General features: G+C 59.2%; 39 protein-coding genes and 1 pseudogene. 27 read left to right on the plus strand and 13 right to left on the minus strand.

The features are described from left to right. The 4 genes from rdgC to AC1DIX_RS21685 all read right to left on the minus strand — a co-directional run. On the minus strand, nucleotides 1–251 hold a 251-nt coding region (rdgC, locus tag AC1DIX_RS21670), incomplete at its 3' end, for a recombination-associated protein RdgC (protein ID WP_477327305.1). A gap of 23 nt (nucleotides 252–274) precedes the next feature. Further along, a complete protein-coding gene (locus AC1DIX_RS21675; protein WP_477327307.1) occupies nucleotides 275–403 on the minus strand; it encodes a hypothetical protein in 129 nt (42 codons plus the stop codon). Between the two features lie 287 nt (nucleotides 404–690). Next, nucleotides 691–1,125 (minus strand): hypothetical protein, encoded by a 435-nt coding sequence (locus AC1DIX_RS21680; RefSeq protein WP_477327309.1) that lies wholly within the window; start codon nucleotides 1,123–1,125, stop codon nucleotides 691–693. Beyond that, on the minus strand, nucleotides 1,125–1,250 hold the full coding sequence (locus AC1DIX_RS21685) for a hypothetical protein (protein ID WP_477327311.1): 126 nt from the start codon (nucleotides 1,248–1,250) through the stop codon (nucleotides 1,125–1,127). Before AC1DIX_RS21685 ends, AC1DIX_RS21680 begins: the two co-directional genes overlap by 1 nt. 634 nt (nucleotides 1,251–1,884) lie before the next feature. Between AC1DIX_RS21685 and AC1DIX_RS21690 the strand changes: the two genes are divergently transcribed. Then, the gene (locus AC1DIX_RS21690) at nucleotides 1,885–2,280 is read left to right on the plus strand and encodes a hypothetical protein (protein ID WP_477327313.1); all 396 of its coding nucleotides are present in this window, start codon (nucleotides 1,885–1,887) and stop codon (nucleotides 2,278–2,280) included. Nucleotides 2,281–2,322: 42 nt separating this feature from the next. Here the strand turns inward: AC1DIX_RS21690 and AC1DIX_RS21695 are convergent, their stop codons facing one another. From AC1DIX_RS21695 to AC1DIX_RS21725, 7 genes and pseudogenes are all read right to left on the minus strand, one after another. Continuing rightward, nucleotides 2,323–2,709: a hypothetical protein gene (locus tag AC1DIX_RS21695; protein WP_477327315.1), complete on the minus strand. Its 387-nt coding sequence runs from the start codon at nucleotides 2,707–2,709 to the stop codon at nucleotides 2,323–2,325. Further along, the gene (locus tag AC1DIX_RS21700) at nucleotides 2,706–3,509 is read right to left on the minus strand and encodes a hypothetical protein (protein ID WP_477327317.1); all 804 of its coding nucleotides are present in this window, start codon (nucleotides 3,507–3,509) and stop codon (nucleotides 2,706–2,708) included. Before AC1DIX_RS21700 ends, AC1DIX_RS21695 begins: the two co-directional genes overlap by 4 nt. A 109-nt stretch (nucleotides 3,510–3,618) precedes the next feature. After that, nucleotides 3,619–3,789 (minus strand): annotated as a pseudogene (locus tag AC1DIX_RS21705) (DUF3761 domain-containing protein); the annotation flags it as partial. A gap of 112 nt (nucleotides 3,790–3,901) precedes the next feature. Continuing rightward, nucleotides 3,902–4,522 (minus strand): hypothetical protein, encoded by a 621-nt coding sequence (locus AC1DIX_RS21710; RefSeq protein ID WP_477327319.1) that lies wholly within the window; start codon nucleotides 4,520–4,522, stop codon nucleotides 3,902–3,904. Nucleotides 4,523–4,685: 163 nt separating this feature from the next. Beyond that, the gene (locus AC1DIX_RS21715) at nucleotides 4,686–5,102 is read right to left on the minus strand and encodes a hypothetical protein (protein WP_477327321.1); all 417 of its coding nucleotides are present in this window, start codon (nucleotides 5,100–5,102) and stop codon (nucleotides 4,686–4,688) included. A gap of 1,347 nt (nucleotides 5,103–6,449) precedes the next feature. After that, complete coding sequence (locus AC1DIX_RS21720; protein WP_477327323.1) at nucleotides 6,450–7,178, minus strand: LexA family transcriptional regulator; 729 nt, start codon at nucleotides 7,176–7,178, stop codon at nucleotides 6,450–6,452. A 243-nt stretch (nucleotides 7,179–7,421) separates the two neighbouring features. Next, the gene (locus AC1DIX_RS21725; protein ID WP_477327325.1) at nucleotides 7,422–7,628 is read right to left on the minus strand and encodes a hypothetical protein; all 207 of its coding nucleotides are present in this window, start codon (nucleotides 7,626–7,628) and stop codon (nucleotides 7,422–7,424) included. A 60-nt stretch (nucleotides 7,629–7,688) separates the two neighbouring features. Here AC1DIX_RS21725 and AC1DIX_RS21730 point away from each other — a divergent pair, with 60 nt between their 5' ends. From AC1DIX_RS21730 to AC1DIX_RS21770, 9 genes are all read left to right on the plus strand, one after another. Continuing rightward, on the plus strand, nucleotides 7,689–8,270 hold the full coding sequence (locus AC1DIX_RS21730) for a hypothetical protein (protein WP_477327327.1): 582 nt from the start codon (nucleotides 7,689–7,691) through the stop codon (nucleotides 8,268–8,270). A 56-nt stretch (nucleotides 8,271–8,326) separates the two neighbouring features. Continuing rightward, the gene (locus tag AC1DIX_RS21735; RefSeq protein WP_477327329.1) at nucleotides 8,327–8,620 is read left to right on the plus strand and encodes a hypothetical protein; all 294 of its coding nucleotides are present in this window, start codon (nucleotides 8,327–8,329) and stop codon (nucleotides 8,618–8,620) included. Between the two features lie 7 nt (nucleotides 8,621–8,627). Further along, nucleotides 8,628–8,891 carry a hypothetical protein gene (locus tag AC1DIX_RS21740; RefSeq protein ID WP_477327331.1) on the plus strand — a complete coding sequence of 88 codons (264 nt, stop codon included), beginning with the start codon at nucleotides 8,628–8,630 and terminating at the stop codon, nucleotides 8,889–8,891. A 10-nt stretch (nucleotides 8,892–8,901) separates the two neighbouring features. Continuing rightward, complete coding sequence (locus AC1DIX_RS21745; protein WP_477327333.1) at nucleotides 8,902–9,024, plus strand: hypothetical protein; 123 nt, start codon at nucleotides 8,902–8,904, stop codon at nucleotides 9,022–9,024. Nucleotides 9,025–9,078: 54 nt separating this feature from the next. Next, a complete protein-coding gene (locus AC1DIX_RS21750; RefSeq protein ID WP_477327335.1) occupies nucleotides 9,079–9,324 on the plus strand; it encodes a hypothetical protein in 246 nt (81 codons plus the stop codon). Next, nucleotides 9,321–10,037, plus strand: coding sequence for a hypothetical protein (locus AC1DIX_RS21755; RefSeq protein ID WP_477327337.1), 717 nt, complete (start codon nucleotides 9,321–9,323; stop codon nucleotides 10,035–10,037). Before AC1DIX_RS21750 ends, AC1DIX_RS21755 begins: the two co-directional genes overlap by 4 nt. Beyond that, the gene (locus AC1DIX_RS21760; protein WP_477327339.1) at nucleotides 10,034–10,483 is read left to right on the plus strand and encodes an ArsR family transcriptional regulator; all 450 of its coding nucleotides are present in this window, start codon (nucleotides 10,034–10,036) and stop codon (nucleotides 10,481–10,483) included. The genes AC1DIX_RS21755 and AC1DIX_RS21760 overlap by 4 nt, the downstream gene beginning before the upstream one ends. Beyond that, nucleotides 10,480–12,639: a DNA cytosine methyltransferase gene (locus AC1DIX_RS21765; RefSeq protein ID WP_477327341.1), complete on the plus strand. Its 2,160-nt coding sequence runs from the start codon at nucleotides 10,480–10,482 to the stop codon at nucleotides 12,637–12,639. The genes AC1DIX_RS21760 and AC1DIX_RS21765 overlap by 4 nt, the downstream gene beginning before the upstream one ends. 106 nt (nucleotides 12,640–12,745) lie before the next feature. After that, nucleotides 12,746–12,976, plus strand: a complete 231-nt coding sequence (locus AC1DIX_RS21770) for a hypothetical protein (RefSeq protein ID WP_477327343.1) — start codon at nucleotides 12,746–12,748, stop codon at nucleotides 12,974–12,976. A gap of 23 nt (nucleotides 12,977–12,999) precedes the next feature. On the opposite strand, the gene AC1DIX_RS21775 is transcribed toward AC1DIX_RS21770, so the two are convergent. Next, nucleotides 13,000–13,650, minus strand: a complete 651-nt coding sequence (locus AC1DIX_RS21775; protein WP_477327345.1) for a hypothetical protein — start codon at nucleotides 13,648–13,650, stop codon at nucleotides 13,000–13,002. Between the two features lie 14 nt (nucleotides 13,651–13,664). Between AC1DIX_RS21775 and AC1DIX_RS21780 the strand changes: the two genes are divergently transcribed. From AC1DIX_RS21780 to AC1DIX_RS21815, 8 genes are all read left to right on the plus strand, one after another. Beyond that, on the plus strand, nucleotides 13,665–14,204 hold the full coding sequence (locus AC1DIX_RS21780) for a Ref family recombination enhancement nuclease (protein ID WP_477327347.1): 540 nt from the start codon (nucleotides 13,665–13,667) through the stop codon (nucleotides 14,202–14,204). Next, nucleotides 14,201–14,608 carry a hypothetical protein gene (locus AC1DIX_RS21785; RefSeq protein WP_477327349.1) on the plus strand — a complete coding sequence of 136 codons (408 nt, stop codon included), beginning with the start codon at nucleotides 14,201–14,203 and terminating at the stop codon, nucleotides 14,606–14,608. Before AC1DIX_RS21780 ends, AC1DIX_RS21785 begins: the two co-directional genes overlap by 4 nt. Nucleotides 14,609–14,612: 4 nt before the next feature. Continuing rightward, nucleotides 14,613–15,353, plus strand: a complete 741-nt coding sequence (locus tag AC1DIX_RS21790; RefSeq protein ID WP_477327351.1) for a phage antirepressor KilAC domain-containing protein — start codon at nucleotides 14,613–14,615, stop codon at nucleotides 15,351–15,353. Next, complete coding sequence (locus tag AC1DIX_RS21795; RefSeq protein ID WP_477327353.1) at nucleotides 15,346–16,512, plus strand: hypothetical protein; 1,167 nt, start codon at nucleotides 15,346–15,348, stop codon at nucleotides 16,510–16,512. Before AC1DIX_RS21790 ends, AC1DIX_RS21795 begins: the two co-directional genes overlap by 8 nt. 107 nt (nucleotides 16,513–16,619) lie before the next feature. After that, on the plus strand, nucleotides 16,620–16,775 hold the full coding sequence (locus AC1DIX_RS21800) for a hypothetical protein (RefSeq protein WP_477327355.1): 156 nt from the start codon (nucleotides 16,620–16,622) through the stop codon (nucleotides 16,773–16,775). Then, complete coding sequence (locus AC1DIX_RS21805; RefSeq protein WP_477327357.1) at nucleotides 16,772–17,248, plus strand: dATP/dGTP diphosphohydrolase domain-containing protein; 477 nt, start codon at nucleotides 16,772–16,774, stop codon at nucleotides 17,246–17,248. Before AC1DIX_RS21800 ends, AC1DIX_RS21805 begins: the two co-directional genes overlap by 4 nt. Further along, the gene (locus tag AC1DIX_RS21810) at nucleotides 17,245–17,499 is read left to right on the plus strand and encodes a DUF7220 family protein (protein WP_477327359.1); all 255 of its coding nucleotides are present in this window, start codon (nucleotides 17,245–17,247) and stop codon (nucleotides 17,497–17,499) included. The genes AC1DIX_RS21805 and AC1DIX_RS21810 overlap by 4 nt, the downstream gene beginning before the upstream one ends. Next, a complete protein-coding gene (locus AC1DIX_RS21815) occupies nucleotides 17,496–17,924 on the plus strand; it encodes a RusA family crossover junction endodeoxyribonuclease (RefSeq protein WP_477327361.1) in 429 nt (142 codons plus the stop codon). The genes AC1DIX_RS21810 and AC1DIX_RS21815 overlap by 4 nt, the downstream gene beginning before the upstream one ends. A gap of 29 nt (nucleotides 17,925–17,953) precedes the next feature. Here AC1DIX_RS21815 and AC1DIX_RS21820 read toward each other — a convergent pair whose 3' ends face one another. Continuing rightward, a complete protein-coding gene (locus tag AC1DIX_RS21820; RefSeq protein ID WP_477327363.1) occupies nucleotides 17,954–18,184 on the minus strand; it encodes a hypothetical protein in 231 nt (76 codons plus the stop codon). A gap of 234 nt (nucleotides 18,185–18,418) precedes the next feature. On the opposite strand from AC1DIX_RS21820, the gene AC1DIX_RS21825 reads away from it, so the two are divergent. From AC1DIX_RS21825 to AC1DIX_RS21865, 9 genes are all read left to right on the plus strand, one after another. After that, complete coding sequence (locus AC1DIX_RS21825; RefSeq protein WP_477327365.1) at nucleotides 18,419–18,973, plus strand: hypothetical protein; 555 nt, start codon at nucleotides 18,419–18,421, stop codon at nucleotides 18,971–18,973. 262 nt (nucleotides 18,974–19,235) lie between these two features. Next, a complete protein-coding gene (locus AC1DIX_RS21830) occupies nucleotides 19,236–19,373 on the plus strand; it encodes a hypothetical protein (RefSeq protein ID WP_477327367.1) in 138 nt (45 codons plus the stop codon). Between the two features lie 308 nt (nucleotides 19,374–19,681). Further along, nucleotides 19,682–19,990, plus strand: a complete 309-nt coding sequence (locus AC1DIX_RS21835; protein ID WP_477327369.1) for a hypothetical protein — start codon at nucleotides 19,682–19,684, stop codon at nucleotides 19,988–19,990. Continuing rightward, on the plus strand, nucleotides 19,987–20,349 hold the full coding sequence (locus tag AC1DIX_RS21840; protein ID WP_477327371.1) for a hypothetical protein: 363 nt from the start codon (nucleotides 19,987–19,989) through the stop codon (nucleotides 20,347–20,349). Before AC1DIX_RS21835 ends, AC1DIX_RS21840 begins: the two co-directional genes overlap by 4 nt. A 1-nt stretch (nucleotide 20,350) precedes the next feature. Then, a complete protein-coding gene (locus AC1DIX_RS21845; RefSeq protein ID WP_477327373.1) occupies nucleotides 20,351–20,671 on the plus strand; it encodes an HNH endonuclease in 321 nt (106 codons plus the stop codon). A 2-nt stretch (nucleotides 20,672–20,673) separates the two neighbouring features. Next, on the plus strand, nucleotides 20,674–20,964 hold the full coding sequence (locus AC1DIX_RS21850; protein WP_477327375.1) for a hypothetical protein: 291 nt from the start codon (nucleotides 20,674–20,676) through the stop codon (nucleotides 20,962–20,964). A gap of 127 nt (nucleotides 20,965–21,091) precedes the next feature. After that, nucleotides 21,092–21,556 carry a terminase small subunit gene (locus AC1DIX_RS21855; RefSeq protein WP_477327377.1) on the plus strand — a complete coding sequence of 155 codons (465 nt, stop codon included), beginning with the start codon at nucleotides 21,092–21,094 and terminating at the stop codon, nucleotides 21,554–21,556. Beyond that, nucleotides 21,556–23,325, plus strand: coding sequence for a terminase large subunit (locus tag AC1DIX_RS21860; protein ID WP_477327379.1), 1,770 nt, complete (start codon nucleotides 21,556–21,558; stop codon nucleotides 23,323–23,325). The genes AC1DIX_RS21855 and AC1DIX_RS21860 overlap by 1 nt, the downstream gene beginning before the upstream one ends. After that, nucleotides 23,322–23,495 (plus strand): hypothetical protein, encoded by a 174-nt coding sequence (locus AC1DIX_RS21865; protein WP_477327381.1) that lies wholly within the window; start codon nucleotides 23,322–23,324, stop codon nucleotides 23,493–23,495. The genes AC1DIX_RS21860 and AC1DIX_RS21865 overlap by 4 nt, the downstream gene beginning before the upstream one ends. Nucleotides 23,496–23,497 lie beyond the last annotated feature (2 nt).

Below are 23,497 nucleotides of genomic sequence, written 5' to 3' on the forward strand. Positions count from 1 at the left end.
CGGGCCTTGGCGACCTGGTTGATGACCGAGCCCGGCAGCAGTTTCTTTTCCGTGCCCAGCATCATCAGCATCTGCTTGTTCACTTCGTGGACCAGCTTGCCGTTGCCGCGCGGCGAATCCCAGCCCTGGCGCAGCAGTTCATTGCTGCTAGCCGGCGTGAACGCCTGCGACTGCAGCGCCTCTTCCATTTGTTCGGCGGTGTTTGCCCACGGCGCGGGCAGGCGGTAAATCTGAAGATTCTTGAACCACATCTCTTGGATTCCTTGTGTCGTCGTTATTGGTTTGCGCGGTGTTCGCGCACTTTCTCGATCTGCTCGAGGGTCATGTCGTCGAGCCGCTGCACTTCAGCCAGGAAGATCAGGAAGGCGAGGGCGCCGACGACGGCGATAGCGAGGCGGCGCATCACAGCGGCAGCCCCGCAAAAGCCAGAGCGACCAGGTCGACCACGGCGAGGATCAGGCAGCCGATCAGCTTTACCTTGGCGACGGCGATTTCCTGCATGGCGGCGGGGCTCACAGAACGCTCTCCAGCGCAGCGCGAAGCACGATGAGGGCGGCCAGAGCCGCGAGCATGACGTTCGGGTGACGGTCGGTCAGGTCAATTCGGTGCAGCAGCAAAAAGCGGATCATCGTGATCTCCAGGGCGATTCGATTGCACTGGCGCCGTGCCGGCGGCTCGGTATCGAGCGAATTAGTTGTTGCCTGCTTCGAGCTTCTGAATCGCAGCCCGCACGATCGCTGCCCAGGTGGCGGCGTCTCTGCTCGGGTGATCCTCATAGCGCTCGGTGACGTTGCGGCGCCGTCCGCCAGCGCTGACGGAGACTGCGCCCTCGTCCGGGTCGTGATAGGTGTTCAGGCCCAAGTGGATGCTCAGTTCGCCAGCTGCTGTCCAATCGCGCCTCCACCGCGGCAGCTCACCAACTGCGGCGAACGTTGTGCGCGATACGCCAGGGCTGCGCAGGAAGCCGCTGTTCTTGGCAGGGACCGGAACGAGCACCGTCTCGCGCGTCATGCCGGCCGGCGCGGCGAATTTACCGAACCGCATCAGGCGGGCCAGCTCGATCTCGTCCTCGACGCATTCGCGGAGGTAGCGCTCATTCCATTGCATCGGAACCGGGACCGCCATCAGAAGCTCCCCACCAGCTCCAGCACGCCGCAAGCGGCAGCGACGATGCATGCAACCATCAGGGCATCGCAAACGAAGTCCTGGGCGGTGTAGCGGTTATGTTTTCGGATTTCCGTGCTATTCATCATTTGCTCCTGTTCATCGTTCCGCGCTCTGCCTCAACCAATCCCCATCCCAGCTGCCTCCGAATCTCTTCCGGTGCCGGCGGCGGTGATTTTTCCGCCTGTCGCTGCTGCATCCAACTACGCACTTGCTGATTGCTCGGCTTGCTGGTCTGCGTCATGGCGATCCTTGGTTGAGTTCGCTTCGTATGCCTCCATATTAGGCATGCCTAAAATGGCTGTCAATAAAAATATTGAGGCATGCCTAAATTCTTAGGTACAATTAGGCCATCGGTCGGTTTCGGCTGATTGCAAGCCTGGAGCAGGGAGGGGAAACCGCCAACGTCCAGGCCCAAGAAGCCAAGGAAGCCGGAAGGGCAACGCGTGGGTGGTAGTTCGTAGAGCGCGCCGGGGGAACAGGTGAGACACCTGGAAAGTCTGCGAAACAGCGAAAGTGTCCGAAGGCGAAAGCATGGGATGCAGGCGCTCTCCACGAAAGCGAGTCTTTTTGACTGGCCTTTAGGGAGGGTGCCGCTCTGGAACCGAGGCTCTGCTGGGAAGCTTTTAGAACCAGTAACTTAGAAATACCTTCTCAGAACAGCCAAGAATTAGTACTTCAACAGTACCAGTAGAGGGTGCGGATAAAAAGGGCCGAAAAATGGGCGAAAAATTGACGCTGTCGCGCTACCTGCAGGGCAGGGGAGAAGTGAAGGCGCTCACGCACATCGAGGCCCAATCGTTCGGCGTGCCGTACCCGCTGCAGCCAGGTTGGCCAGCGAAATACGGCGCGACGGAAATCACCGAGGCGATGATCGAGGATCTAAAGGCCCGGATCCTGACTGCGAAGGAATCGACCGCGAGCAAGGCGCGCCGTGGGTTGGAAGGGATTGGAGATGCGATGCCAGTGCGCGATCAATCGGCCCGTCCGTCAGCCGCTGTCGCCGCGCCTCCAGTACAAGCTCGAGCGCTGCCGATAATGTCGGCTCTGTTCCCTAGCTTCGTGCTGCGCCGGCCGAAGCGCTACCGATCGCGCAGATCGGCGTCCTGGACGTAAAAAAGCCTGCAAGCAGCGGACTCTCAAGCCGACAGTGTTCTCTTACGCCGTTTTGGAAATAGCTTGTGAATCGAACTGATCTAACTTCTGAACCATTAATTTGTGTTGAGCAAGTTGATTGGTCGCATTCCCACGATCGAATCTATTTTCAAGGTTATAGTCAGCAATATGTCTGAGTTTCTTCATACTCTGCAGAATATATGCAATTGAGCGAGCGCTCGTCGCACCATGTTTGATAAACTGATCACTAACCCGCTCGTGGCTGCCCATAGCAAGGTGGGAATTTTCAGGACAAAAGCGCGTACTTAAAAGCGCACGATGATAGCTGGCATAGTATGCTCGACCGGCACTCATACGCCAGTCAATTTCGCTTTCTGATGACAAAAGTCTAGAAGCGAAATCAGCAAAAGATTGATAATCGACACTCATAGCTGGCCTGGATTTATCTCATTCATCTCAGCAAGGTCCGCTGCTGGTCTGCACGAAATCGTAAACAAATCCGATCCTGGGTCTTCGAACGACTCCACTAGCGCCTCGGCAATGTCAAATGAAAGCTCTGCACAGCGGTCAGCATCAGCGTTTACATGAACAAAATACATAAACGTACCATCGCTAAGTGTGATCCGCGATGACCTCCAAATGTCGAGCTTTTGCTTTCGCAAAGTTTTGCCAACAACTGCAAGTCGATTAGCTAAATCTTCGTCTCTAAAGCCGAGTTGAGTCATGGCGTCCCTACTGCTAGCTATTAGCTGCCTAAGAATTCTTGGCTCAGGGGCAGAATTAATGTTGAGCTTTTCGAATTTCTCGATTAGATCAACAGACGTGGAAAACTGAAGCAGGTCAGCCGATTTCAAAATCGTATCTCTAAGAGCGTTTTTGTCATCTACGAACTGCTTCGAGATGGTTCTAATAAGCTGAACGGCATCTTCCATTTCCAGAGCGGTACTCATGACGGTAAGGCAATTCCCTAAAACCGCATAGTCACCGCCCGCCCATCGAACTGCTTCACGTGCTGCTACGACGGCCGCATCGTTGTTGCGCTTGATCATGCTAAGCATGGCACGTGTCATATGGTAGTTCGCGACATTAATAGCCGAGGCAGCCCAAAGCTTCGCAAGATCGCGTTCCAGTCTTGCAATCCCAAACGTATCAACTTCGCTATCGTCAACACGGGCGATTATGCCGTCAACGATAGCGTTCAACGCGAGATCTGGTGCAGCATTTGTCATTATTGTTGTCTAAATTATCACTTCTCTATGGTTTGCAGTAGTGTAGCTTATTGAGCTGGCTTACGTCTTCGGTCGGACCCAATATTTGTGCCCGCCTAACTCAATGAAGCTACTTTTGCACACCACCATGACGCGAACACGTACCGCGGCGGTGCTGACTGAAGGAATACGCCCCATCCCGGCACTTCGCACTGGCGCCGGACGGTGCCTGGTCGTGTGTCGACTTCGCCGGCGAGTGGACATCATGCCCGTCCGTGGCCTTGTAGCGGTGGCGGGATAGCGGCACGGCTTCATTCCGTTCGGCGAACTACGTTAAGTAAAGCCTGCCTCGCCGCGTTCGCTCAAGCCCAGTTGCAGGCATTGAGGCCGGCGCGCATCTGGGCGGTGGAGGGTTACTGCTTGTTGAAAGCCTCGTTAACCGTATAAATCGACCCGCTCGGGACCAACTCATACAAGACGTTGCCTTGAAGGTAGAGGCCGCCAGGTTGGCTTGTGGGCGCTATCGTTCCCTCATCTTTAATGCAGTTGGTGTTGCCATTTCCATAGTTAATGCACCACTGGGCTTGGCCATTCACAACCGTATGCACCACGCCAGTTCCAGTCACGGAAGCAGTCGTTTGCGGCATGGTCGCGGTTACCTTGTCTACCTTCGCAGCGACAGCGGCAGCGCCAGGGGTAAAGACAATTGACGAGTCAACAGTGCCTGAATAAACAGCCGTTGCATTGGCGCCTTGAGTCCAAGTCGCAACAATATTCCCTGTGCAATTAGCGTTTATGTAGTAGTCAGTTTTGAAGGCAATGGTGAGCGAGTCCGTAGTGCCCGGAGTTCGGGTAATTGCAGCCGAATCAATCGCGTGGTTATAGCAACTAGAGGCCCAGTTGCCAATGTAGGATGCTAGCTGTGGCGCTGGCGTGGTGGCGACTGGCGTTGTGCTGGTACCGGAGGTTCCGCCTCCGCCTCCGCATGCGGTAAGGATCAGGGCGCCAGCAGCAGCGACTAGAATATTTCTCATTTTCTCTCTCGGGGTATAGCGGCGATATGCGCTATTTCCCAGGAATAATACATTGCCTGTATTGTCAAAAGACTATCCAATTATCACGCTAAAGCCATTCGTGGACGCCACCGTGGTGCGAACATGTACCCCATGCGGTGCTGGCTTAAGCTGTATCAAGCGATTATGCAGTCGTCTGCAGTGCAGCTCCGCACCGGCCGCATTCAACTGCGCCCATGCTTCGGCACTTCGGGCAGATTGAGACTGCTGTCGGCGTAGTGACTGGCTCGTCGACAAGTTTCTCGGCCGGCTTCTCATCCAGGAAGTCAAGAAAACCGCTAGGTGCGTCTGTCAGCGCGGGGATTGCGGGGCGCATCGAAGCGAAGCCAGTGAGGATTGCCCCGACCACGGAAAGAATTCCCGAAAAGATGAGGAGGTTCTGCCGCTGGGTCATCAAGTCCAGGTTTGCGACCTTCACGGCTGGCGTCGACACTCCATAGCCAAAGTCACGCGCAGGTACGTCGACCCCGACATCCATCGTCAGGGCGCGCGCACCCAAGAGTAGGCCAGCTACCAGAATGAGGATGCCGATCAGTTTCATGATGTCACCAAGCCATCGGTAACTACGCGCGCCGTACCAGACGCCGAAGGTATTGTCATTCGGCTAACCATTGTTCCACCAAGCGGCCAAGCGACCGTATAAATACACGCACAATCCGATACCAACTAGCCAGTTGAAGGACCCAAGTTGAGCATACGTGCCGAGGGAATAGTATTGGTAGCTGCATGACACCAAACCTAAAACCATTAGGAGGACGCCGACGAGTTGAGCGAGCTTGTAGGTCTTTGACGTTTGCTCTACCGTTACAGGTTTTCCATGGTTTATCGGCGTCGCGGCAATTGGATGTGCGCACTTAGGGCAGGCAGCAGCCATTTGGGACACGCTATGGGAGCAGGCGGGGCAATTGATTAGGGCCACGATGTCTTTTGAGTTCGGCATCTAAGCGTGCCGTTTCGCAAGGGAATGATACGCTGTCAGATTGGCAAAAGATTCACCAATTATCACGGGGACACTGGTCGCGCAGCATCAAGCTTCATCTGCTTCTGTAGGCGCGCACGCTCTTCGGATGCCACTTCAGCCGAGGTAAAGCGGGTGTGGCATTTGTTCCCTATATTGCACAAGAAGCTGATCCCGATTTCGGGGCGAGTCCAATTGGCATACCACTTAAACGGCGGGTTTGAGTTTGAGTGCGCTGGTGGTCCAAATCTGGTCGAGATAGAGTTAATTATTTCGTCGGCCTGATTGGCGTCTCGGGAGATCACCGTGAATTGGGTGAGCGTACCATTCTGGTCAACATCCGCCCTAAAGTCGGCATATGCGGCCCACGCTGGACGACTATCCGCGCCCGGGATGTGCAGCTCCCCGCTTCGGCCGCCCTTCGGGCCGGCGGTGGAGTACACCCAGCAAGTGCCTTGCTGCATATACTTGCCTGGTGGTAGATCTCGACAGGCCTTAAGAGGCGGGGTGATTTTCCCACCCAGCGGAAGCCCAAGGACAGTAATTGGCTCAGCTGCATTGGAGTCTCCCGCTGAGCACAGCAGGAGACTGAGGAGATAGGGGGCTGCTTTCATATTTGTCCGCTTGCCATCCAAGTAAGCCGTGGCGCCTAAAACGATAGCTAAACCGCGGCCTCACTCGGCACTTCGTTCCATTCGACGTCGGCCGCCATAGCCAGCAACTCAAACAAAGGGCGCTCTGAGTCGAAGTTCGCGTACGCACGCGCTGTCCGCCATGTTGAGTCATCGGGGGCAATCAGCATGGCAGGAAGGCAAAACCGTTCCTGCAACTGCTCGACCAGGCCTGGCGCATGCCGGCCACTCAACTGCCACCGCTTAACCAATCCCACCACCATGCGCTCACCGCGAAGACGCAAAACTGAGTACAGCATCAAAGCCTGTCACTTTCCCTTCGAACTACTCGGCCGACAATGATACAGTCGGCTCCTTTACAAAGCTTGCGATGAAATTTACGCTGGTCCGGATTGTCTGATGTCAGCCACCATTGGCCAGCATCACGTGTGAGGCGCTTAATCACTGCCTCACCTTCATAGTTGAACGCGTAAACGGCTCCGTCCAGCTTGGCGGTGTCCGCCGTGTTTACGACCACGATATCGCCGTCGTAAAGCGTGGTTTCCATGCTGTCGCCGCCGACGCGTGTCGCAAACAGCTTTTCCCGAATATAGCCGTGGCGCTTCAACCAAGAGGTTGGAACCGTAAGGGTTGTGCCATCAAAACGCTCGGGCTCAGCATCAAAGCCTGTGATGCCAGCAGAAAGCTTGAGCTTTATTTTAGGGATGTGCGTGAGGGATGGATCGTCGTCATCCACTACCTGCACCCTCATAGCCCCAGGGGGAAGAGGCGGCGTATCTTCGTCAGCTATGCCGGCCGCTCCGGGTCCTCGACCCTTGCCTAAGAGGATCCAGTTCGAGTCGACGTTCAGCACCGCGGCCGCTTTTGCGAGGTTGCCGGCAGAGATTTCGTTGATGCCGCCATCCTCAATACTCTTCTCCCAGTCCGTCACGGTTGGGTTGGACACCCCGACGGCCTTGGCAAATTCGGTCTTATTGAGCCCCTTCTCTTTACGAGCGTGGCTGAGCCTTTGTTTCCAATCATTCATGAGGTAATCCTAAATCTTTTTGAATAAGGTAAGCCTAAAAATGCTTGCATTCGTGTTTAGGTATGCCTAAAATAGAGCGCATGACTACTGAGAAATCGCCCGACGAAATCATTGACGCCCTGGGCGGGACGTCCGAAGTAGCGCGTCTTTGTGAGATTCAGCCCGCTTCCGTCTCTGAGTGGAGGAAGTTAGGCATACCGAAGGCGCGGCTCGCGTTTCTGAAGTTGGCTCGCCCGGCGGTTTTCAAGTCGCTTGGCTTGGATGAGCCCGCACCTCGGCGCCGCTCGACGGATTGAAAGCCTGCTCAATGTCGCTTTGACGCGTAGGTGCGTCTAGAAGTTCGTTTGCCCGCTTCGCGCCGCAGTAGATCGTTACCAGGCCGGCCGCGCCAAGCTGCAGTGGCACAGCGACCAGATCGCAGTTCATCAGTACGAAGGCAGCGTTGGACATGTGGAGTTCCAGTTGTTGTTCTCAGTAGTGCAAAGAATACATTTCAAAAAGGAAACAGTCATGAAACAAGCGCCTCAATTCCACGCCCCGGCCGCGATCCTGCGCGCTGAGATCGAAGCGTGGCGCACCGCGAGTCGTATGAGTCGCGAGGCGGTGGCGATCGCCATCGTTGAGGCGCACCAGGCGCTGGGCGCTGACCTGGCGACTGAGATCAGCTTCGAGTTTGAAGGCGATACCTTCGCCAAGGCCCGCAAGTCGGCGCAGAAAATCTTCCGCTGGCTGGACGAAGGCAACCTGCCGGCGAACCTGATTCCGTCGATCATCGCCGCGCTGCCGGATGAGCTGCGACTGCGGTGCCTGAGCCAGATGTTCTGCCCGATGGGCATTGAGGTACGTGCGGTCGCTGGCGATGCGCCGGCCGAGCTGGATGTGTCGACGCACCTGCGCGCGGTCATGAAGGAATCGAGCGAGGCCCAGCTGGCCCTTGTGAACCTAGCGCCGAACGCCTCCAGCGAAGTTCTCCTGGCTGTGCACAAAGAACTGGTCGAGTCGGCGCAGGCCAGCGAGAACGCCGCGCGCGATGTGATGGCAACCCTGTTTGCGCGCCAGGCCGTCGCTGAAGACGCATCTTCTTCGAAGTAGGGAACACCCTGGCGGCGGGGCATGCCGTCACCAATAACCAGAACAAGGAGTCAACGATGCAAGCAGCAGCCCAAGAAACGAAAGCAGCAGAGGCGCTCGACCCGGGCCATCTTCTGGACAGCGTGATCTCGAAGCTGAATTTGAAGAACGACGCCGCCTTGGCAAAGGTCCTCGACGTCGCTCCCCCGGTGATCTCGAAAATCCGCCATCACGCGCTGCCGGTCGGCGCAACGATCCTGATCAGCATGCACGAAGAAACCGGCTGGAGCATCTCCGAGCTGCGCGCGCTGATGAACGATCGCCGGAAGAAGTTCCGCGGCCAGTTCGGCGCCAAGGTCATGGGCGAGTGAGCAACCTATGAGCGCATCAACACTGTTCGACAAGCTGCGTCAAGAAAAAGGGATCGCCAGCGACGCCGCCTTGGCGCGCGAGCTGAAAGTAAGCCAATGCGTACTGAGCCAGGCCCGAAGGAAGAACGCGATCAGCGCCGGGATGATCCTGCGCGTCGTCGAGTACTCGAACTGGCGGCCGGCTGAAGTTCGCGTTCTGCTTGGCCAGATGGATCTCCAGCCACACAACGACCAACCCGCCCAGGTCAGCGTGACTGAGGCAAGCCAATAAGAGAGGACAGATGGATCAGCAGGAAGAGAAAGACGTGGGGCCGATTGGCAGCAATGACCCGGTCCCACATCACGTGATGCCCAGGGACGCTTGGGAGCGCATGAAGGCAGAGATGGAAGCGCAGCAGAAATAAAAAAGCCCGGTTGCAGCCGGGCTCAGTGAAGCAGGTACAACTAATGGAGAACGCATGTTATCAGAAAATCTGAATCCGGCGGCGCACGCCGGCGAAGCACAGGTTTCGGCCACGGCACCGGACCGTCACTTTTTCATCAACCGTCCCGAGGTCGACGCAGACTCGCTCACCGAGCTGATCGTCGGCAACCAATGGCTCCGCCCGGGTGACGCGGTCTATGTCGCCGAGATCCGTCGCCATGTTCTAACGGAAGCTGACCTCGATGAAGCGGTGCGTGCCGTGATCGGTGGTGACCAATGAGCGGCTGCACTCAAGAGAACTTCCTGCGCGACGTCGCGGGCCACGTGATGGCCATCTTGCGCGATGACGGCGTGCACCGCCACGTCCGTTTCAAGGAGCCTGGCACGAGCTGCTACCACTTCGACCTGATTACCTGGCCCGGCTACCTGTGCTACACGGGCGACATGGGAACTTTCGTCTTCCGCCGGATCGAAGACATGTTCGAGTTCTTTGGCCACGATCGCGAGTACCACGCCAGCCGCGGCCGCACGCTGGCCATCAACCTGGGCTACTGGGGCGAGAAGCTGGTGGCAGTCAACGCGAACGGTGCGAGCAGTGGCGGGAAGGCGAAGGAATTCGACCTCGAGAAGTTCACGCGCGTGATCAACGAATACCGGGTCGGGTGGATGCGCCGTGGGAAAAAGCATGGCACCCTCGACAAGGAGCAGCGCCGCGAACTGTGGGAAAAAGTCCAGGAAGAGGTGCTGGACCGCGCCGAAGACGGTGAGCACTACGCTCAGGCGGCAGCTTACGAATTCAGCTTCCGCAAAGATCCCTGGGTTCGTTCGGACGATCAGCCGGTCTGGCAGTTTGATGACCTGTTCGAACACGACTTCACCGAGTACACCCACACATTCACCTGGTGCTGCTACGCGCTCGCTTGGGGCATCCAAAAGTACGACGAAGCCAAGGCCGCTGTTGCGGCGGAAGAGGGCGCCGAGGTGCCGGCATGACTCGCACTCACCACGTAACCCACAGCTACACCGCAGCCCGGGCCGAGAACATCCGCAAGCTGATCACTGCACTGATGGCTGGCCAGCTGGCGCGCGACGAGATCGGCGCCTTGCTGCAGGTCGGTCCATCTGGCGTGCGAAAGTACCTGGCAGACCTCAAGGGCAAGGTCGACAAGCTGTACATCGACGGCGAGCAGGTCTGCCGCCTGGCGATGCGCCCGGGCGAAGCCCAGGCTTACCTCGATTCGTTGGGCGCCCAGGTGCCGGCGCGTCCAATTGGCGTCGCCAGCTCGGAGATCAGCATGCCGGCCCCGGGCCGCCGATTCCACATCCTGGCCGATGACACGCATTACGCGATCCGCGTAAGCCGTGCACCGGCTGCTCGTGACCCATGGGTTACCGCGCTGTTTGGCGCAGGTCCGGCATGTATGGAGGTGCGTGTATGAAGCGAGACCTTATGACGATGGGCCTCGACTTCGGGCATGAACTCATCATCGACAACTTCGCCGGCGGCGGCGGTACCAGCACTGGACTGGAGGCTGCGTTCGGCCGCCCGGTCGACATCGCGATCAACCACGATCCAGAAGCTTTGGCGATGCACGCGATCAATCACCCGTACACGAAGCACCTGTGCGAGAGCGTCTGGGACGTCGACCCGATCGAAGTCACGAACAATCGACCGGTTGCTCTCGTGTGGCTGTCCCCGGACTGCAAGCACTTCAGCAAGGCCAAGGGCGGTAAGCCGGTCGAGAAGAAGATCCGCGGCCTCGCCTGGGTGACCATGCGCTGGGCGGCGAAGTGCAAACCTCGCGTGATCATGCTCGAGAACGTGGAGGAGTTCAAAACTTGGGGCCCGCTGATGCAGGATGAAAACGGCGACTGGAAGCCTGATCCGGCCAAGCGCGGTAAGACCTTCGAAAGCTTCGTTCGCCAGCTGGAGGGTCACGGTTACAAAGTTGAGTTCCGCGAGCTGCGAGCGAGCGAGCACAACACGCCGACCATCCGGAAACGCCTGTTCATGGTGGCTCGCCGTGATGGGCTGCCGATCGCCTGGCCGGAGCAATCGCACGCTGCCCCAGATCACCCGATGGTCAAGCGGGGGAAACTGAAGCCGCACCGCACTGCGGCGGAATGCATCGACTGGTCGTTGCCGTGCCCGAGCATCTTTGGCCGCAAGCGCCCGCTGGCTGATGCAACCCTGCGCCGTATCGCAAAGGGCATCATGCGTTACGTGGTCGACGCCGAGAAGCCATTCATCGTCGGTGCCGGCGGGCCGGTCTATTCTGGCAAGCCTGTTCCGGTCGACCAACCCTTCGGCACCCTGACGACCGAAAACCACCGCGCGGTGGTCGTGCCGAGCATCGTTCCGGTCACCCACCAGGGCAGCGTACGCAGCGAATCTATCCACGAGCCGTTTCGCACCATCACAGGCGCGCAGCGCGGCGAGAAAGCTCTTGCGACCGCCACCTTGGTGCAAACGGGATATGGCGAGCGTAAGGCAGCTTGGCATTGTAGGCACTGCTCGGCGGAATTCGATGTTGAGCCTACCTGCGGTTGTGCCGCATGTGGTCACGAGGACGATCTTATTGCCATCGCTGGGCAGGCGCCCCGCGCCCTCGACATCGAAAAGCCGCTGGGAACGATTGTCGGTTCCGGTAAGGCGGCGCTGGTAACCGCGTTCCTTAACGAGCACGCCAACGCAAGCAATCAACGCGTCATGCCGGCGGATGAGCCGCTGCGCACCATCTGCGCCCAGGTGAAGGGCGGGCACTTCAGCATGGTTTCCGCTGCCCTGGTCGGCGTCGGCGGCCGTGCAGGCGACAGCCGCCCGCGCGCCGCGGACGAGCCTGCGGCGACGATCACCGCCAAAGGCGACACGGCGATCGCGACTGCTTTCCTGGCCAAGCACTACACCGGCGTGGTCGGCTCGGATCTCGATGAGCCGATTGGCACCGTCACCAGCACCGATCACCATAGCTTGGTAACCGCGCACGTGACCAAGTTCCGCACCGGGTCGACCGGTAGCGATCTGGCCGACCCTATGCCGACAATCACCGCAGGCCCGAAGAAAAATCCGGCCGGCGCACCTCATGCGCTTGGCGTCGTTACCAGCAATCTGATCAAGCTGCGCGGCACATCGACGGCAGCACGCATGGACGAGCCGATCGGCACGATCAGCGCCCAGGGACAGCATCACGCCGAGGTTCGTGCCTTCCTGATGAAGTACTACAGCACGGATCAGGATCCGCGCTTAGAAGAGCCGCTGCACACAATCACGACCAAAGACCGTTTCGGGCTCGTGACGATCCAAGGCCAAGACTATGAGATCGTCGATATTGGGCTGCGTATGCTGGCGCCGCACGAACTGTATCGGGCCCAGGGCTTCCCGGCGGACTACGTCATCGACGAAATCCCCGACCCAGCAAAGCTGTTCGTCGGCGGCGAGCAGGTGGGCGGCGATCCACGCACTCTGCCACGCGTCCCGCTGACCAAGTCGGCCCAGGTGCGCATGTGCGGCAACAGCGTTTGCCCGCCGCTTTCGGAGGCGCTCATTCGGGCGAACTTCGCCCACGAGCAGCAGATCGTCGGGAGGGCCGCATGACCTACATCCGCCACGGCGCCAAGCGCTGCATCAACTGCAAACGTCCAGAGGGGCGACCTCACGCTCCTGACTGCTGGGTCGCCAAATTCACTATTCGGAGGGTCGCATGACCAACGATTCGAACATCCAGATCCCGGCCTTCAGTGAAGAGAGCGCAGAAGCCGAGGAAAGCGCTGAACCGATCGGCCAGATTGCGCCGACGCTGCCGCAGTACCGCGGCGATTGGCGTGCGAGCTCGGGCCTGAGCAAGAAGAACATCCCGAACCGCCGCGGCGTGCGACTGGATATTCCGGACTGGTCCGTTCGCTCGAGCGTTTCGTTTCACACGAAGGCTTAATCATGCGTCATCGATTATTCGGCCTAGCGCCCGTCGTCTTCGGTCAAGACTTCAAAGTCGGCCTCTGGGCCTGGTGGCTCTGCGGGTGCTTTGAGGCGTCTTGCAACCGATTTCAGATCTTTGCGCAGGCTATCCAATTCACGCGCCGCGGAGCCGGCGGCAACCTCTGTAAAAGCCATGTCCGTAAGTCTCCGCTTGCTGACTTTCGCCTGAGAGTGGCAACGCGCCATCGGTTCGTATGCCCGTACAAGGATTCTTGTGAGCTCAGCGTCTCTGGACTGAGCTATCAAAGATTTCAGGGCGCTAAGAATGGTCAGCAGTTCGCTCGCCTCGTGGTGCAGTTCGTCAACCTGATGTGCGGCGGCGCATCCGCGAATCATGACGATCGTATCGGAGGCCTGTTGGAGGATAGCTCGCGTAAAAATAACTTGCGATACGCCAGCCTCTCGCGCGTCTTCGTCTCGCGCCCTGTTTGCGCTGCGGGTTGCGTGAACAGCGGCCCAGACAGCTCCAAGAATGGCCGCGATAGAGCCGACCGCCTGCACCCACGATGCCCACTGGCCCGCGTCCAGCGAGAAGGACCGACCGAGAAGAATCAGATCGAGCGTTCCCCAGACAGCTATTTGGGCCGTCAGCAAAAGAGGCGTGCTCAGCCATCGGAAAAATCTTGTCATTCGGGAATCTTATCATGCTGAGCCGCTCAACCCTCAAGTCAGGCAAGCCCCTGCAGCGCAAGACGCCGATGTCTCGTGGCAGCGGGTTCAAGACCCCGGCCGCTGGTGCCGGCCTGCTGCGCGTAGCTGCGGTCCAGGCGAAAGGGAAGGCTGCGGCTCCAAAGCACGCCAAAGCCCCCAAACCCAAAGTCCCAAAGCCGATGAAGTCGCACGGAATGAAAGGCCGCCCGCCCACCGCGGAGGAAGCGCACTTCATGGATCGCATGGGGCAGCTGCCGTGCATCGCCTGCCTGAAGGATGGTTGGACGAATCACGCGATCAGCCTTCACCACATCGACGGGCGCACGAAGCCAGGCGCGCACTTCCTGGTGATCCCACTTTGCGGGCCGCACCACCAGCAGGACGATAGCGACATCCGGCGTCGCATCAGCGTGCATGGGCGCAAGGCGACGTTTCAGGCGCGGTATGGCACTGAGCGCGAGCTGCTGACCGAGTGCATGGCGATGATCGAGCAAAGCCGTGACGGTCACGAAAAGGTAAGGGAGGCAGCATGACAGAGGTGAACGACAGCGTGCACCCGAAGCGCGCCCGCACAATCGCCGCTGTCCTTGCTGCCCTGCCGGCGACGAAAGCAGAGATTCCGGAGCGCGCTGGAGTGCATCGCACCACCGTGTTCAAGGTGGTAGCGGAGCTGCACAAGGGCCGGCAAGTGCACATCGGCGCCTGGCAACCTCACACGCTCCACGGCCCGCCGATGGCGATTTACCACGCGGGCCCGGGAGATGACGTTCCGGACATGCTTCCGCGCCTGACCAAGCAGCAGATCGCCGACCGCTATGAGAAGCGCATCAAGGGGACCGAGAGGCATGACAGGCGCAAAGCTCGGCACCGCAGCCGCCATTGGGAGAAGAAGGCAAAGGCAGCGCCCAAGGGCTGGGCGGCTGCACTAGGACTGTAAAAGGATGCCGCACGAAGCGGCGCTTTTAGGAGAATTCGAAATGGGTAGCATGTTGAATCTGCAAGCCATCGGCGGTAACGAAGTGACAATGTCGAGCCGGGAGGTTGCTGAATTAACCGGGCGGCGCCACGACCAGGTGCTGCGCACTGCGCGCGAACTGATGGAGCAGGGGGTTACACAATCTGTGGAGACCCTCTACCGCCACGAGCAGAATGGCGTCGAGTATCCGGAGCACCGGTTGAATAAGCGTGACTCGCTCGTCCTGGTTGCTCGGTTGTCTCCGGAGTTCACGGGGAGAATCGTTGATCGCTGGATGGAGCTTGAGGAAGCCGCGCCGGCAGTACCGGATCTGTCGGACCCGCACGCACTGCGTGGTTTGCTGCTCCAGTACTCGGAGAAAGTGATCGAGCTGGACGCGAAGATCGCTGCCGACGCACCGAAGGTGGCGTTTGCAGAGGCGGTGCGCGCGATCGACGGCGCCTGCCACATCGAGAAGATCGCCAAGACGCTGGGCATCGGCCGCAACAAGCTGTTCAGGCGCCTTCGGGCGGACGGCATCCTGCTCGACAATAACCTGCCATATCAGAAGTACATCGACCGCGAGTACTTCACCGTCATCGAGCAGCAGCCTTACACCGACAGCAAGGGCGTGACGCATGCGACCTTTACGACGATGGTGACGGGCGCCGGCCAAGTGTTCCTGGCGAAGCGATACGCAAACATCGCTGGAGGTGCCAATGCGTGACTATGGGAAGGTGTCGCCCAAGTTCTGGATAGGCCCGACCGGCAAGGCGCTGCGCAAGAACGGACTGGAAGCCCAACTGGTCGCCCTTTACCTGCTGACCAGCCCACACGCCAACATGCTGGGCCTCTATTACCTGCCGAAAGCCTTCATCGCCCACGAGACAGGATTGGGCTTTGAAGGGGCTTCCAAGGGACTTCAAGGGTGCATCGATGCGGGGTTCTGCTGCTATGACGATGAGAGCGAAATGGTATGGGTCATGGAGATGGCGCGCTTCCAGATCGCTGACAAGCTACAGGGCAAGGATCTGCGCATCAAGGGCGTACAGAATGAGTACGAATCGCTCCCTGCAAACCCTTACCTGGGCAGGTTCTATGCCATGTACGCGAAGGCATTCTGCATGTCTTCGAGCAGGGACCAAGGAAGCCTCTTTGAAGCCCCTTCAGAGTCCCTTGCAAGCCAAGAGCAGGAACAAGAGCAGGAGAACGAAAAACCTAAACCCTCTTCGTCAGCTGGCGCCGACGGCGATGAAGTCTGTGAGCTGGAGCCGGAGAAGGCAAAGCCATTCGATCAGTTCTGGGCTGCCTACCCTCGGCGCGTCGGCAAGCAGGACGCGTTAAAGGCCTGGACCAAGATCAAGCCCGATGCCGTGCTGCTGGCGTTGATCCTGAAAGCCATCGAGAACCAGAAGCAGGGCGCAGATTGGCGCAAGGACGACGGTCAGTTCATTCCGCATCCAGCCACCTGGTTGCGCGCGGGCCGCTGGCTCGATGAGGTCCGTCCATATGCCGCGCCGGCGCCGAAACTGCCTGGCGGCTGGTGGGAGACCCCAGAGAGCATCAAAGCTGCAGGCCTGATGCTTGATCCGCCGCTGGAGCCGCGGCCCGGCGAAGGGCAAAAGGCGTTCGCGCTGCGAATCCGTGTCGCCCTGGGCGAAGTGGACATGCCAACGGATCAAGTTAGGGGCTACACCCTCTCGCCGCCACCAGAAAAGATCGAGCGGCCGTACATGCCTCCGACCGTCCCCGATGGCGTCCAGCTGACTGATGAGCAGCGCCAGGCGCGTCGCGATGAACTGCGCGAGGCAATGAAGGCGATGAGCGAGAAGGCGGGCAACGCGCGCGCCGGTGTGGCTGCATCGAACGAAAGGCAGGCCGCATGATCGCTGAGGGTCAAGAGGTATGCGCCCTATGCCAGCACTTCAAGATGAAGGAATACCCGGATCACGCCCGGGTAGGGGTGGGTCGGTGCGTGGGATACGACAACACCATGGCGCCGCTGATCAATCCATTCGTGCCCTGGTCGAAAAAGAAGTGCGTGCGGTACGCTAGGCCGGCGAACAGGGCGGAGCGGGTGGAGTGGGTTGAGAAGCGTATGGCGAAAGAGCAGAACAACAAGGCAGCTCAAACCAAAACGAAAGGATGAAGATGAAAGATACGCACGAAATGCTCACGTTCCACCCGCTCGAAGGTTCAAAGCCGACGAACCCGAAGGACATAGTGGGCGTCCGCAAGGTGCCAATGTCGACCGTGCCCGCCAACGTCCTGGCTGAGGTTGGCGTCGCGATGCTGGAAGGCGCGTCGAAGTACGGCCGGCACAACTATCGCGCGGTGGGCGTGCGCGGCTCGGTCTACTACGACGGAACGATGCGACACCTCATGGACTGGTGGGAAGGACAGGATCTTGACCCCGATTCCGGCATGTCACACATCACGAAGGCCATTACATCACTGATCGTCCTGCGCGACGCCATGATCCAGGGGAAATTCACCGATGATCGTCCGCCGCGCTCGAAGCCGTTCTATCCGGCGCTGAACGCACTAGCCGGCGACATCCTCGACCGCTACGCCGACCGCAATCCGACCCACTACACCATCACCTTCGAAGGGCTCGCATGACCCAGACTCGCCTTGGCTCTCTGATTGAAGCGCTGATCAATACCTGCATCGGCTTCGGAATCAACTACACCGCTAACCTCTTGATCTTCCCGCTGTTCGGCTTCCACATCACCCTTGGTGAGAATTTCGTCATGGGCCTGATCTACACCGTCATCAGCGTGGTGCGCTCATACTGCATCCGTCGATGGTTCAACGCTAGACTGCACCGGCTGGCCAGCACGGTAGCGGCAACAGTTGAGGCTCGCCAATGATCGAGTTCATCGTGCCTGGTCAGCCAGTGCCGAAAGGACGCCCCAAATTCGCGCGCCGGGGGAAACGCGTGGTTGCCTATACCCCTGCGAAGACGGCGGCGTACGAATCTCTAGTGCAAAGAGTAGCCGAAGCAGCAATGATGGGGCGAGAGCCGTCGGAACGGCCGATTAAGCTGGTGGTCAACTTGGCATTCGAGGTGCCCGCCAGTTGGTCGAAGAAGCGACGGGCGCTGGCTCTCGCCGGTCAGATTCGAGCGACCAAGAAACCCGATGCCGACAACGTGCTTAAAGGCCTGAAGGACGGCTGCAATGGGATCGTATGGAAAGACGACGCCCAAGTGGTATGCATCGAACTGTGGAAGGCATACGGTGCCACACCAAGTGCGGCTGTCTCAGTTCACGAGCTTGAGGGGGATGCCGCATAGGCAGCATGCCTTCGATAGGCTCGAATGCATCAGGCCGAACCATCGAGCATGTCGTCGATCCTTTGCTGGGCGGCGCGAAGCGCTCGCTTCTTTGCGTCGTCCGGGGTGTCGCATTCAGGCTCAACGGCAAACCTTTGGACTCGACCCTCATGTTTAACGCTGATCGCAACGGTGCTGACCCACTCTGGGCTATCTTTCGGTCCGCGCACATGCAGAGTTATATCGATGAGATATCCGCGGTGTTCGGTTGTGCTTTCCATGATTTTTCCTTTCCTGATCAATATTGGAGTAATAACAATACCGACCAGCTAGTCTCACGACAATGCCTTTCTCTGACAACGGCTTTCTCGGTACTTTATAGTGGCGTGAAAATACTTTGCGAGTGCTAACTGCTGCGTCAAATCCGCAACGCCTTTCCATTTGTAAAAGTTCGGGGCAGCAAGAAAAAAGTTCATGAACTGGTAAATTGCTTCTACCTTTACTAGGAGCAAGCCATGCCCTTCGCCGAACGCTACCTTAATGCCCTGAGCTCATCCAACCTGCAGGATGACGAGCTGCACAAACAGACCGAAATTCTCGCTGCCGCGGCGCTCGCGGACCTGACGGGCGGCTCGGGCAGCGTGTTTGGCTCTATGCTCTCGCGCGTGAAGTATGGCGACGGCATCAGCCACAAGACGTTCGAAGCCGGCAATCGAAACCTGGCGGTGCTTCTCAGGGTCTGGAAGCGGGTCGTGGCGAGCCGAGGAACTGAGCGCGGCTGGTTCCCGAAGCCGCGCACGGAATGGGATGCCAACGCGGTTTTCAGTCGGTACGCCCAGATCGCCGAGCAGTCGCTCGCGCACTGGCTTGGGGGTAACTGCGAGTCCTGCAACGGCACAACGCTGAGTCCCCTTGGCCTGACGTGCAAGGCCTGCAATGGTACTGGCGCCGCGCCGATCATCGGCGAAAACGTTGTCGCCGATCGCACAAGAGACATGGCCAGTGAGCTCGAAGGACTGTACCAGTCGCACGGCGCGCGCGCCGGCGCAAAAATGCGACAGGCCGCGTAGCCGGCTCAACAGTATTGCATCGCCTGAAAAACAGGCGTAAACTTTAGTCCTCAAGCACAGTTCCCTCTCGATACCGTAATGCGCGCGAAAGCGCCACCGCTGTCCCGAGGCAGTCGAAACACCCCGCCCGCGTTAAAGCCGGCGTTCGCCTGAAAGAACCGTGACACAATCAGTTTCGCTCACTTGGCAGATAGCCTTGGAGCACATCGAGCCCGCCCCGAAAGGTCAGCGGGCTTTTTCTATTCCCGCCCAAGGATCTCTAATGCGCTATCAAGCCCGATGGAGCAATGGCTTTTGGAAGACGTTCGACCGCGAGCGCTTTGCCGATGTCGAAACGCACCCGACCGAAAAGGTCGCAAACGAGAAGGTCGCCGAGCTGAACGCAGGCCGCCGCAAGTAAGCCGCTCACTGGCTTAGCCAGTGGCTACACAACGACGTTCCTCAGCAGGGCATCGCTGTGTGGCGAGGAAGCGCGCGAAAGCGTGCAGCGGATCTGCGTCCGCGACTTAGCCGGTCTGCCACCGGCCGCCACAATCCGTCTCCAAAGTAGGTTGGTAGCCTGCTTTTCGCCGCCTGATGCAGCAATGCGCTGGCGGCTTCTTTTATTCTGAGGTCGCGTATGAGTGTCGAGGCAGAAGTCGTCTGGCTGAAGTTTGTGCTGCAGATGCTGCGCGAGGATGCGGCGATCAATGCCGCTCGGGTGGTTGCATGAAAGGCCCGGTAGACATCTACGTCGCCGAGATTGCGCGCGCTGTGCTGGGTAGCCAAGCAAGCCAAGCCAAGATCGCGGACCCGGCTCGGCTTCGGCGAATCGCCGAGCACCTGGTGCAGTGTGAAGACGCCCAAGCCGCGCTGCGCGCCAAAGGCTACGGGCGCTCGGGCATGTCTTTCCTCGAGGTAGTGCGCGAGGTGCCAACCAATGCGCTCGGCCGACTGAAGACGCTGTTCACGCCGAAAGCCAGCGTGAAGCAGTATCCGGACCTGAGCGAAGTATGCGACATCTGGACGGCGCGATGAGCGAAATCCAATCTCGCATCGACGTATTGCGCCCCGCAGCCGGTGACTCGATCGTCCTTTCCGTCGCCGGGCCGCTGACTGCGGATCAGCGCGAGCACATTTGCCGAGCATGTCATGCTTCATTGCCGGCCGGTGTGAAGGTGCTTGTTCTCGACTCGCGGATCAGCCTGATGCACATCGCGGCGCCAGTGCCAGAGGCCGCGGAGTCGCCGCGTGCCGTGGCGTTCGACTACGACGCCTGGATACGGGACCGCACCGAGCGTGCGCACAGTGAGTTCATGGAGCGTACGTCCAAACGCCTGATGTGCGATGTGAGCCCGGAAGAGATTGAGCGCTATATCGGCGGAGCGATGGGTTGATATGCCAAAGCTTCAAACCCTGAAGCCACGTCTGCAAGCTGCTGGCAGTCGCCTCGCCACGCTCGGGCCGGTGCGCCCCGATACGGTCCAGCGCGTCCGCGGCTGGAGGGGCGTTCAGGACCGCGAGCGCATCCGCAGGCGTGACTGCGGCTTGTGCCAGGAGTGCAAGCGACAGGGCCTGACTACGGTTGGCCATCCGGTCGATCACATCGTCCCGCTGTGGGCTGGCGGAAGCGACGACGATAGCAATAAAGAAACCCTGTGCGTTCCGTGCCATGACGCCAAGACGGCGCGTGAGGCGAAACAGCGAGCGAGAGGATAACTATGAAAGCCGAACTGATCCGCGAAGAGTCATTCACTTTGCAGGTAGGCAGCCACCAGATCGAGGGTATGCGCGTTGTGTCGAAGTGGAATGGCTTGATTGAACTTCGCAACGCGAAGAATGAGGTGCTGATCGTGTCGGCGCCTGAGCTTGGTCATGCTGGTCTCTTCGACACCTTGTTCAGCGATATTTTCCGGACTGCGGCTGAGACTAAGGGCGTCGGCACCGTCATCGTGATGGGCTCGCCCGAGCTGGTCGCTCGCATCCGTCTAGCGACTGCCGCCGCCACCTAGTCAACGCGGCAGTGCCAAGCCCGGCCCGAAAGGGGAGGGGGGGTAGTGCAAAGCTGGCAACCTTTCGCCGGCCGACACCGCATAGTCTCTCACGCGTAGGGAAAAGTCCCCTTGGAGGAAATTGTTAATGGCTTTAACAGGCAAAAAGCGAGCCTTCGCCGATGCCGTTTTGGCCGGGTTCTCGAATAAGGAAGCGGCAATTCGCGCCGGCTTCAGTGAAAAAACTGCATCGGCTGCCGGGTCCCGAAATGTTAAAGACCCGGATGTTAAAGCCTACCTGGACGCACATCGGAAAAGCTCCGACGCTGGCGCCAAATCGGCGCCCGCTAAGTTCGTGCCGCTGGACGAGGCGATCGATATTCCGCCTACCGCCGACCCGGTTGAGTTCCTCACCAAGGTCATGAACGAGCCGGCCGCAGACCTGCGGCTCCGGATCGATGCGGCCAAGGCCATGCTGCCGTTCAAGCACCAGAAGCTGGGTGAGGGTGGGAAAAAGGACCAGAAGCAGGAGGCCGCGAAAAAGGCCGGTGCTGGCAAATACGGGTCGGCAGCGCCGCCGAAGCTTGCGGCGAACAATGGTAAGAGGGTGTGATGCCGGAATGGACAACAGCGTGCCTGGACTGGGCCGAGCGTTTGCGTACGGGTCAGTCGATCATCCCGCCGCCCATCTTCCCCGAGGAGGCCGAGGCGAACTTGGAGGTTATGCGGGACCTGCGGATCGTCGACGCGCCTGGTAGTCCGCGAATCGGCGATGCGTCGGGGCAGTGGGTGTTCGATCTGGCCGCTTCGGTCTTCGGCGCCTATGACGCGCAGTCTGGCCGCCGGTTGATCAAAGAGTGGTTCGTAATGCTGCCGAAGAAGAATTTCAAGTCCGGCCTGGCGGCATCCATCATGCTGACCTGCCTGATTCGAAATTGGCGCACCTCGGCTGAGTTCACCATTCTTGCTCCCACCAAGGAGGTAGCTGACAATAGCTTCAATCCAGCGCGGGACATGGTCCAGTATGCAGATGAGGATGACTATAGCGAGCTGCTCGACCTGATCCACGTGCAAGAGCACGTCAAGACCCTCAAGCACCGCGAGAAAAACGCGACGCTAAAGGTTGTCGCGACCGACAGCAATACAGTCGCCGGCAAGAAGTCGGTCGGCACGCTCATCGAGGAGCTTTGGCTGTTCGGGAAGCAGGCCAACGCGAAGGATATGTTCCGCGAGGCCTTGGGCGGTCTGGCATCCCGACCTGAAGGCTTCGTCATCTGGGTAACCACGCAAAGCGACGAGCCGCCCAGCGGCGTCTTTAAGGAGAAGTTGCAGTACGCCCGAGATGTGCGGGACGGGAAGATACACGACCCTCAGTTCGTGCCGATCATCTACGAGCACCCGCCAGAGTTGGTCGCGACGAAGCAGCATCTGAAGCTGGAAAACCTGCCGATGGTGAACCCAAACTACGGGTATTCCGTCGACATCGGCTTCCTTGAGCGTGAATACATGAAGGCCGAGATCGAGGGCGAAGCGTCGCTGCGCGGCTTCCTTGCGAAGCACGGTAACGTCGAAATCGGCCTCAATCTGCGCTCTGACCGCTGGCCTGGCGCGGACTTCTGGGAATTCCCAGTCGATAAGTCGATCACTCTGGATTCGCTGCTCGCTCGCTGCGAAGTCGCTGTCGTCGGCATCGACGGAGGTGGTCTGGACGACTTGCTCGGCCTCGTCGTCATCGGTCGCACCAAGGAGGCGGAGACCTATTTCCAGCCGCCGCACAAGGACGAGTTCGACCGTGAAGTACGGGGGCAGCAGGTTACCAAGAAGCGCTGGGTGTTTTGGGCTCATGCATGGGCCCACCGCATTGTGCTCGAACGGCGCAAAGACATTGCAGAGCAGCTGCTCGACTTTGCCAAGGCTGGCGATCTCACTTTGGTCAATACCCCCGGCGACGACGTCGAGCAGGTCGCCAACCTGATTTGCCAAGTGCGTGATGCTGGACTTCTTCCGGAAGAAAAAGCGATCGGCGTTGACGCCTCCGGCATCGGCGACATCGTCGATGAGCTGATCACCGAAGACCGCGGCATCGACATCAAGCAGATCGTCGCCATCTCGCAAGGCTACAAGCTCAATGGCCCGATCAAGACGACTGAGCGAAAAGTCGCTAGCGCGCAACTGGTGCATGCTGGCCAGCCGCTCATGGCCTGGTGCGTCGGTAACGCGCGCATTGAGGACAAGGGCAACGCCATCCTGGTTACAAAACAGGCATCTGGCAAAGCAAAAATCGACCCGCTCATGGCTGGATTCTGCGCCGTCTCACTGATGGGGCTGAACCCTGCAGCTCGGCAGACCACTTCAATTTACGACGAGGGCGTAACGATATGAAATTCCTCGACTACGCCACCTTTATCGCTGGCTCACTGGGCTTGGCCTCGATCACAGCAGGCGCCGGCATGATCTACGAGCCGGCCGGTTACATCGTCGCAGGGGCATGTCTTTTGGCCTGGTCCTACATCGTCGCCCGCGCAAGCGCGCGCACCGGCAGCAAAGGATAACG

The organism is Massilia sp. 05N420 (assembly GCF_056397205.1).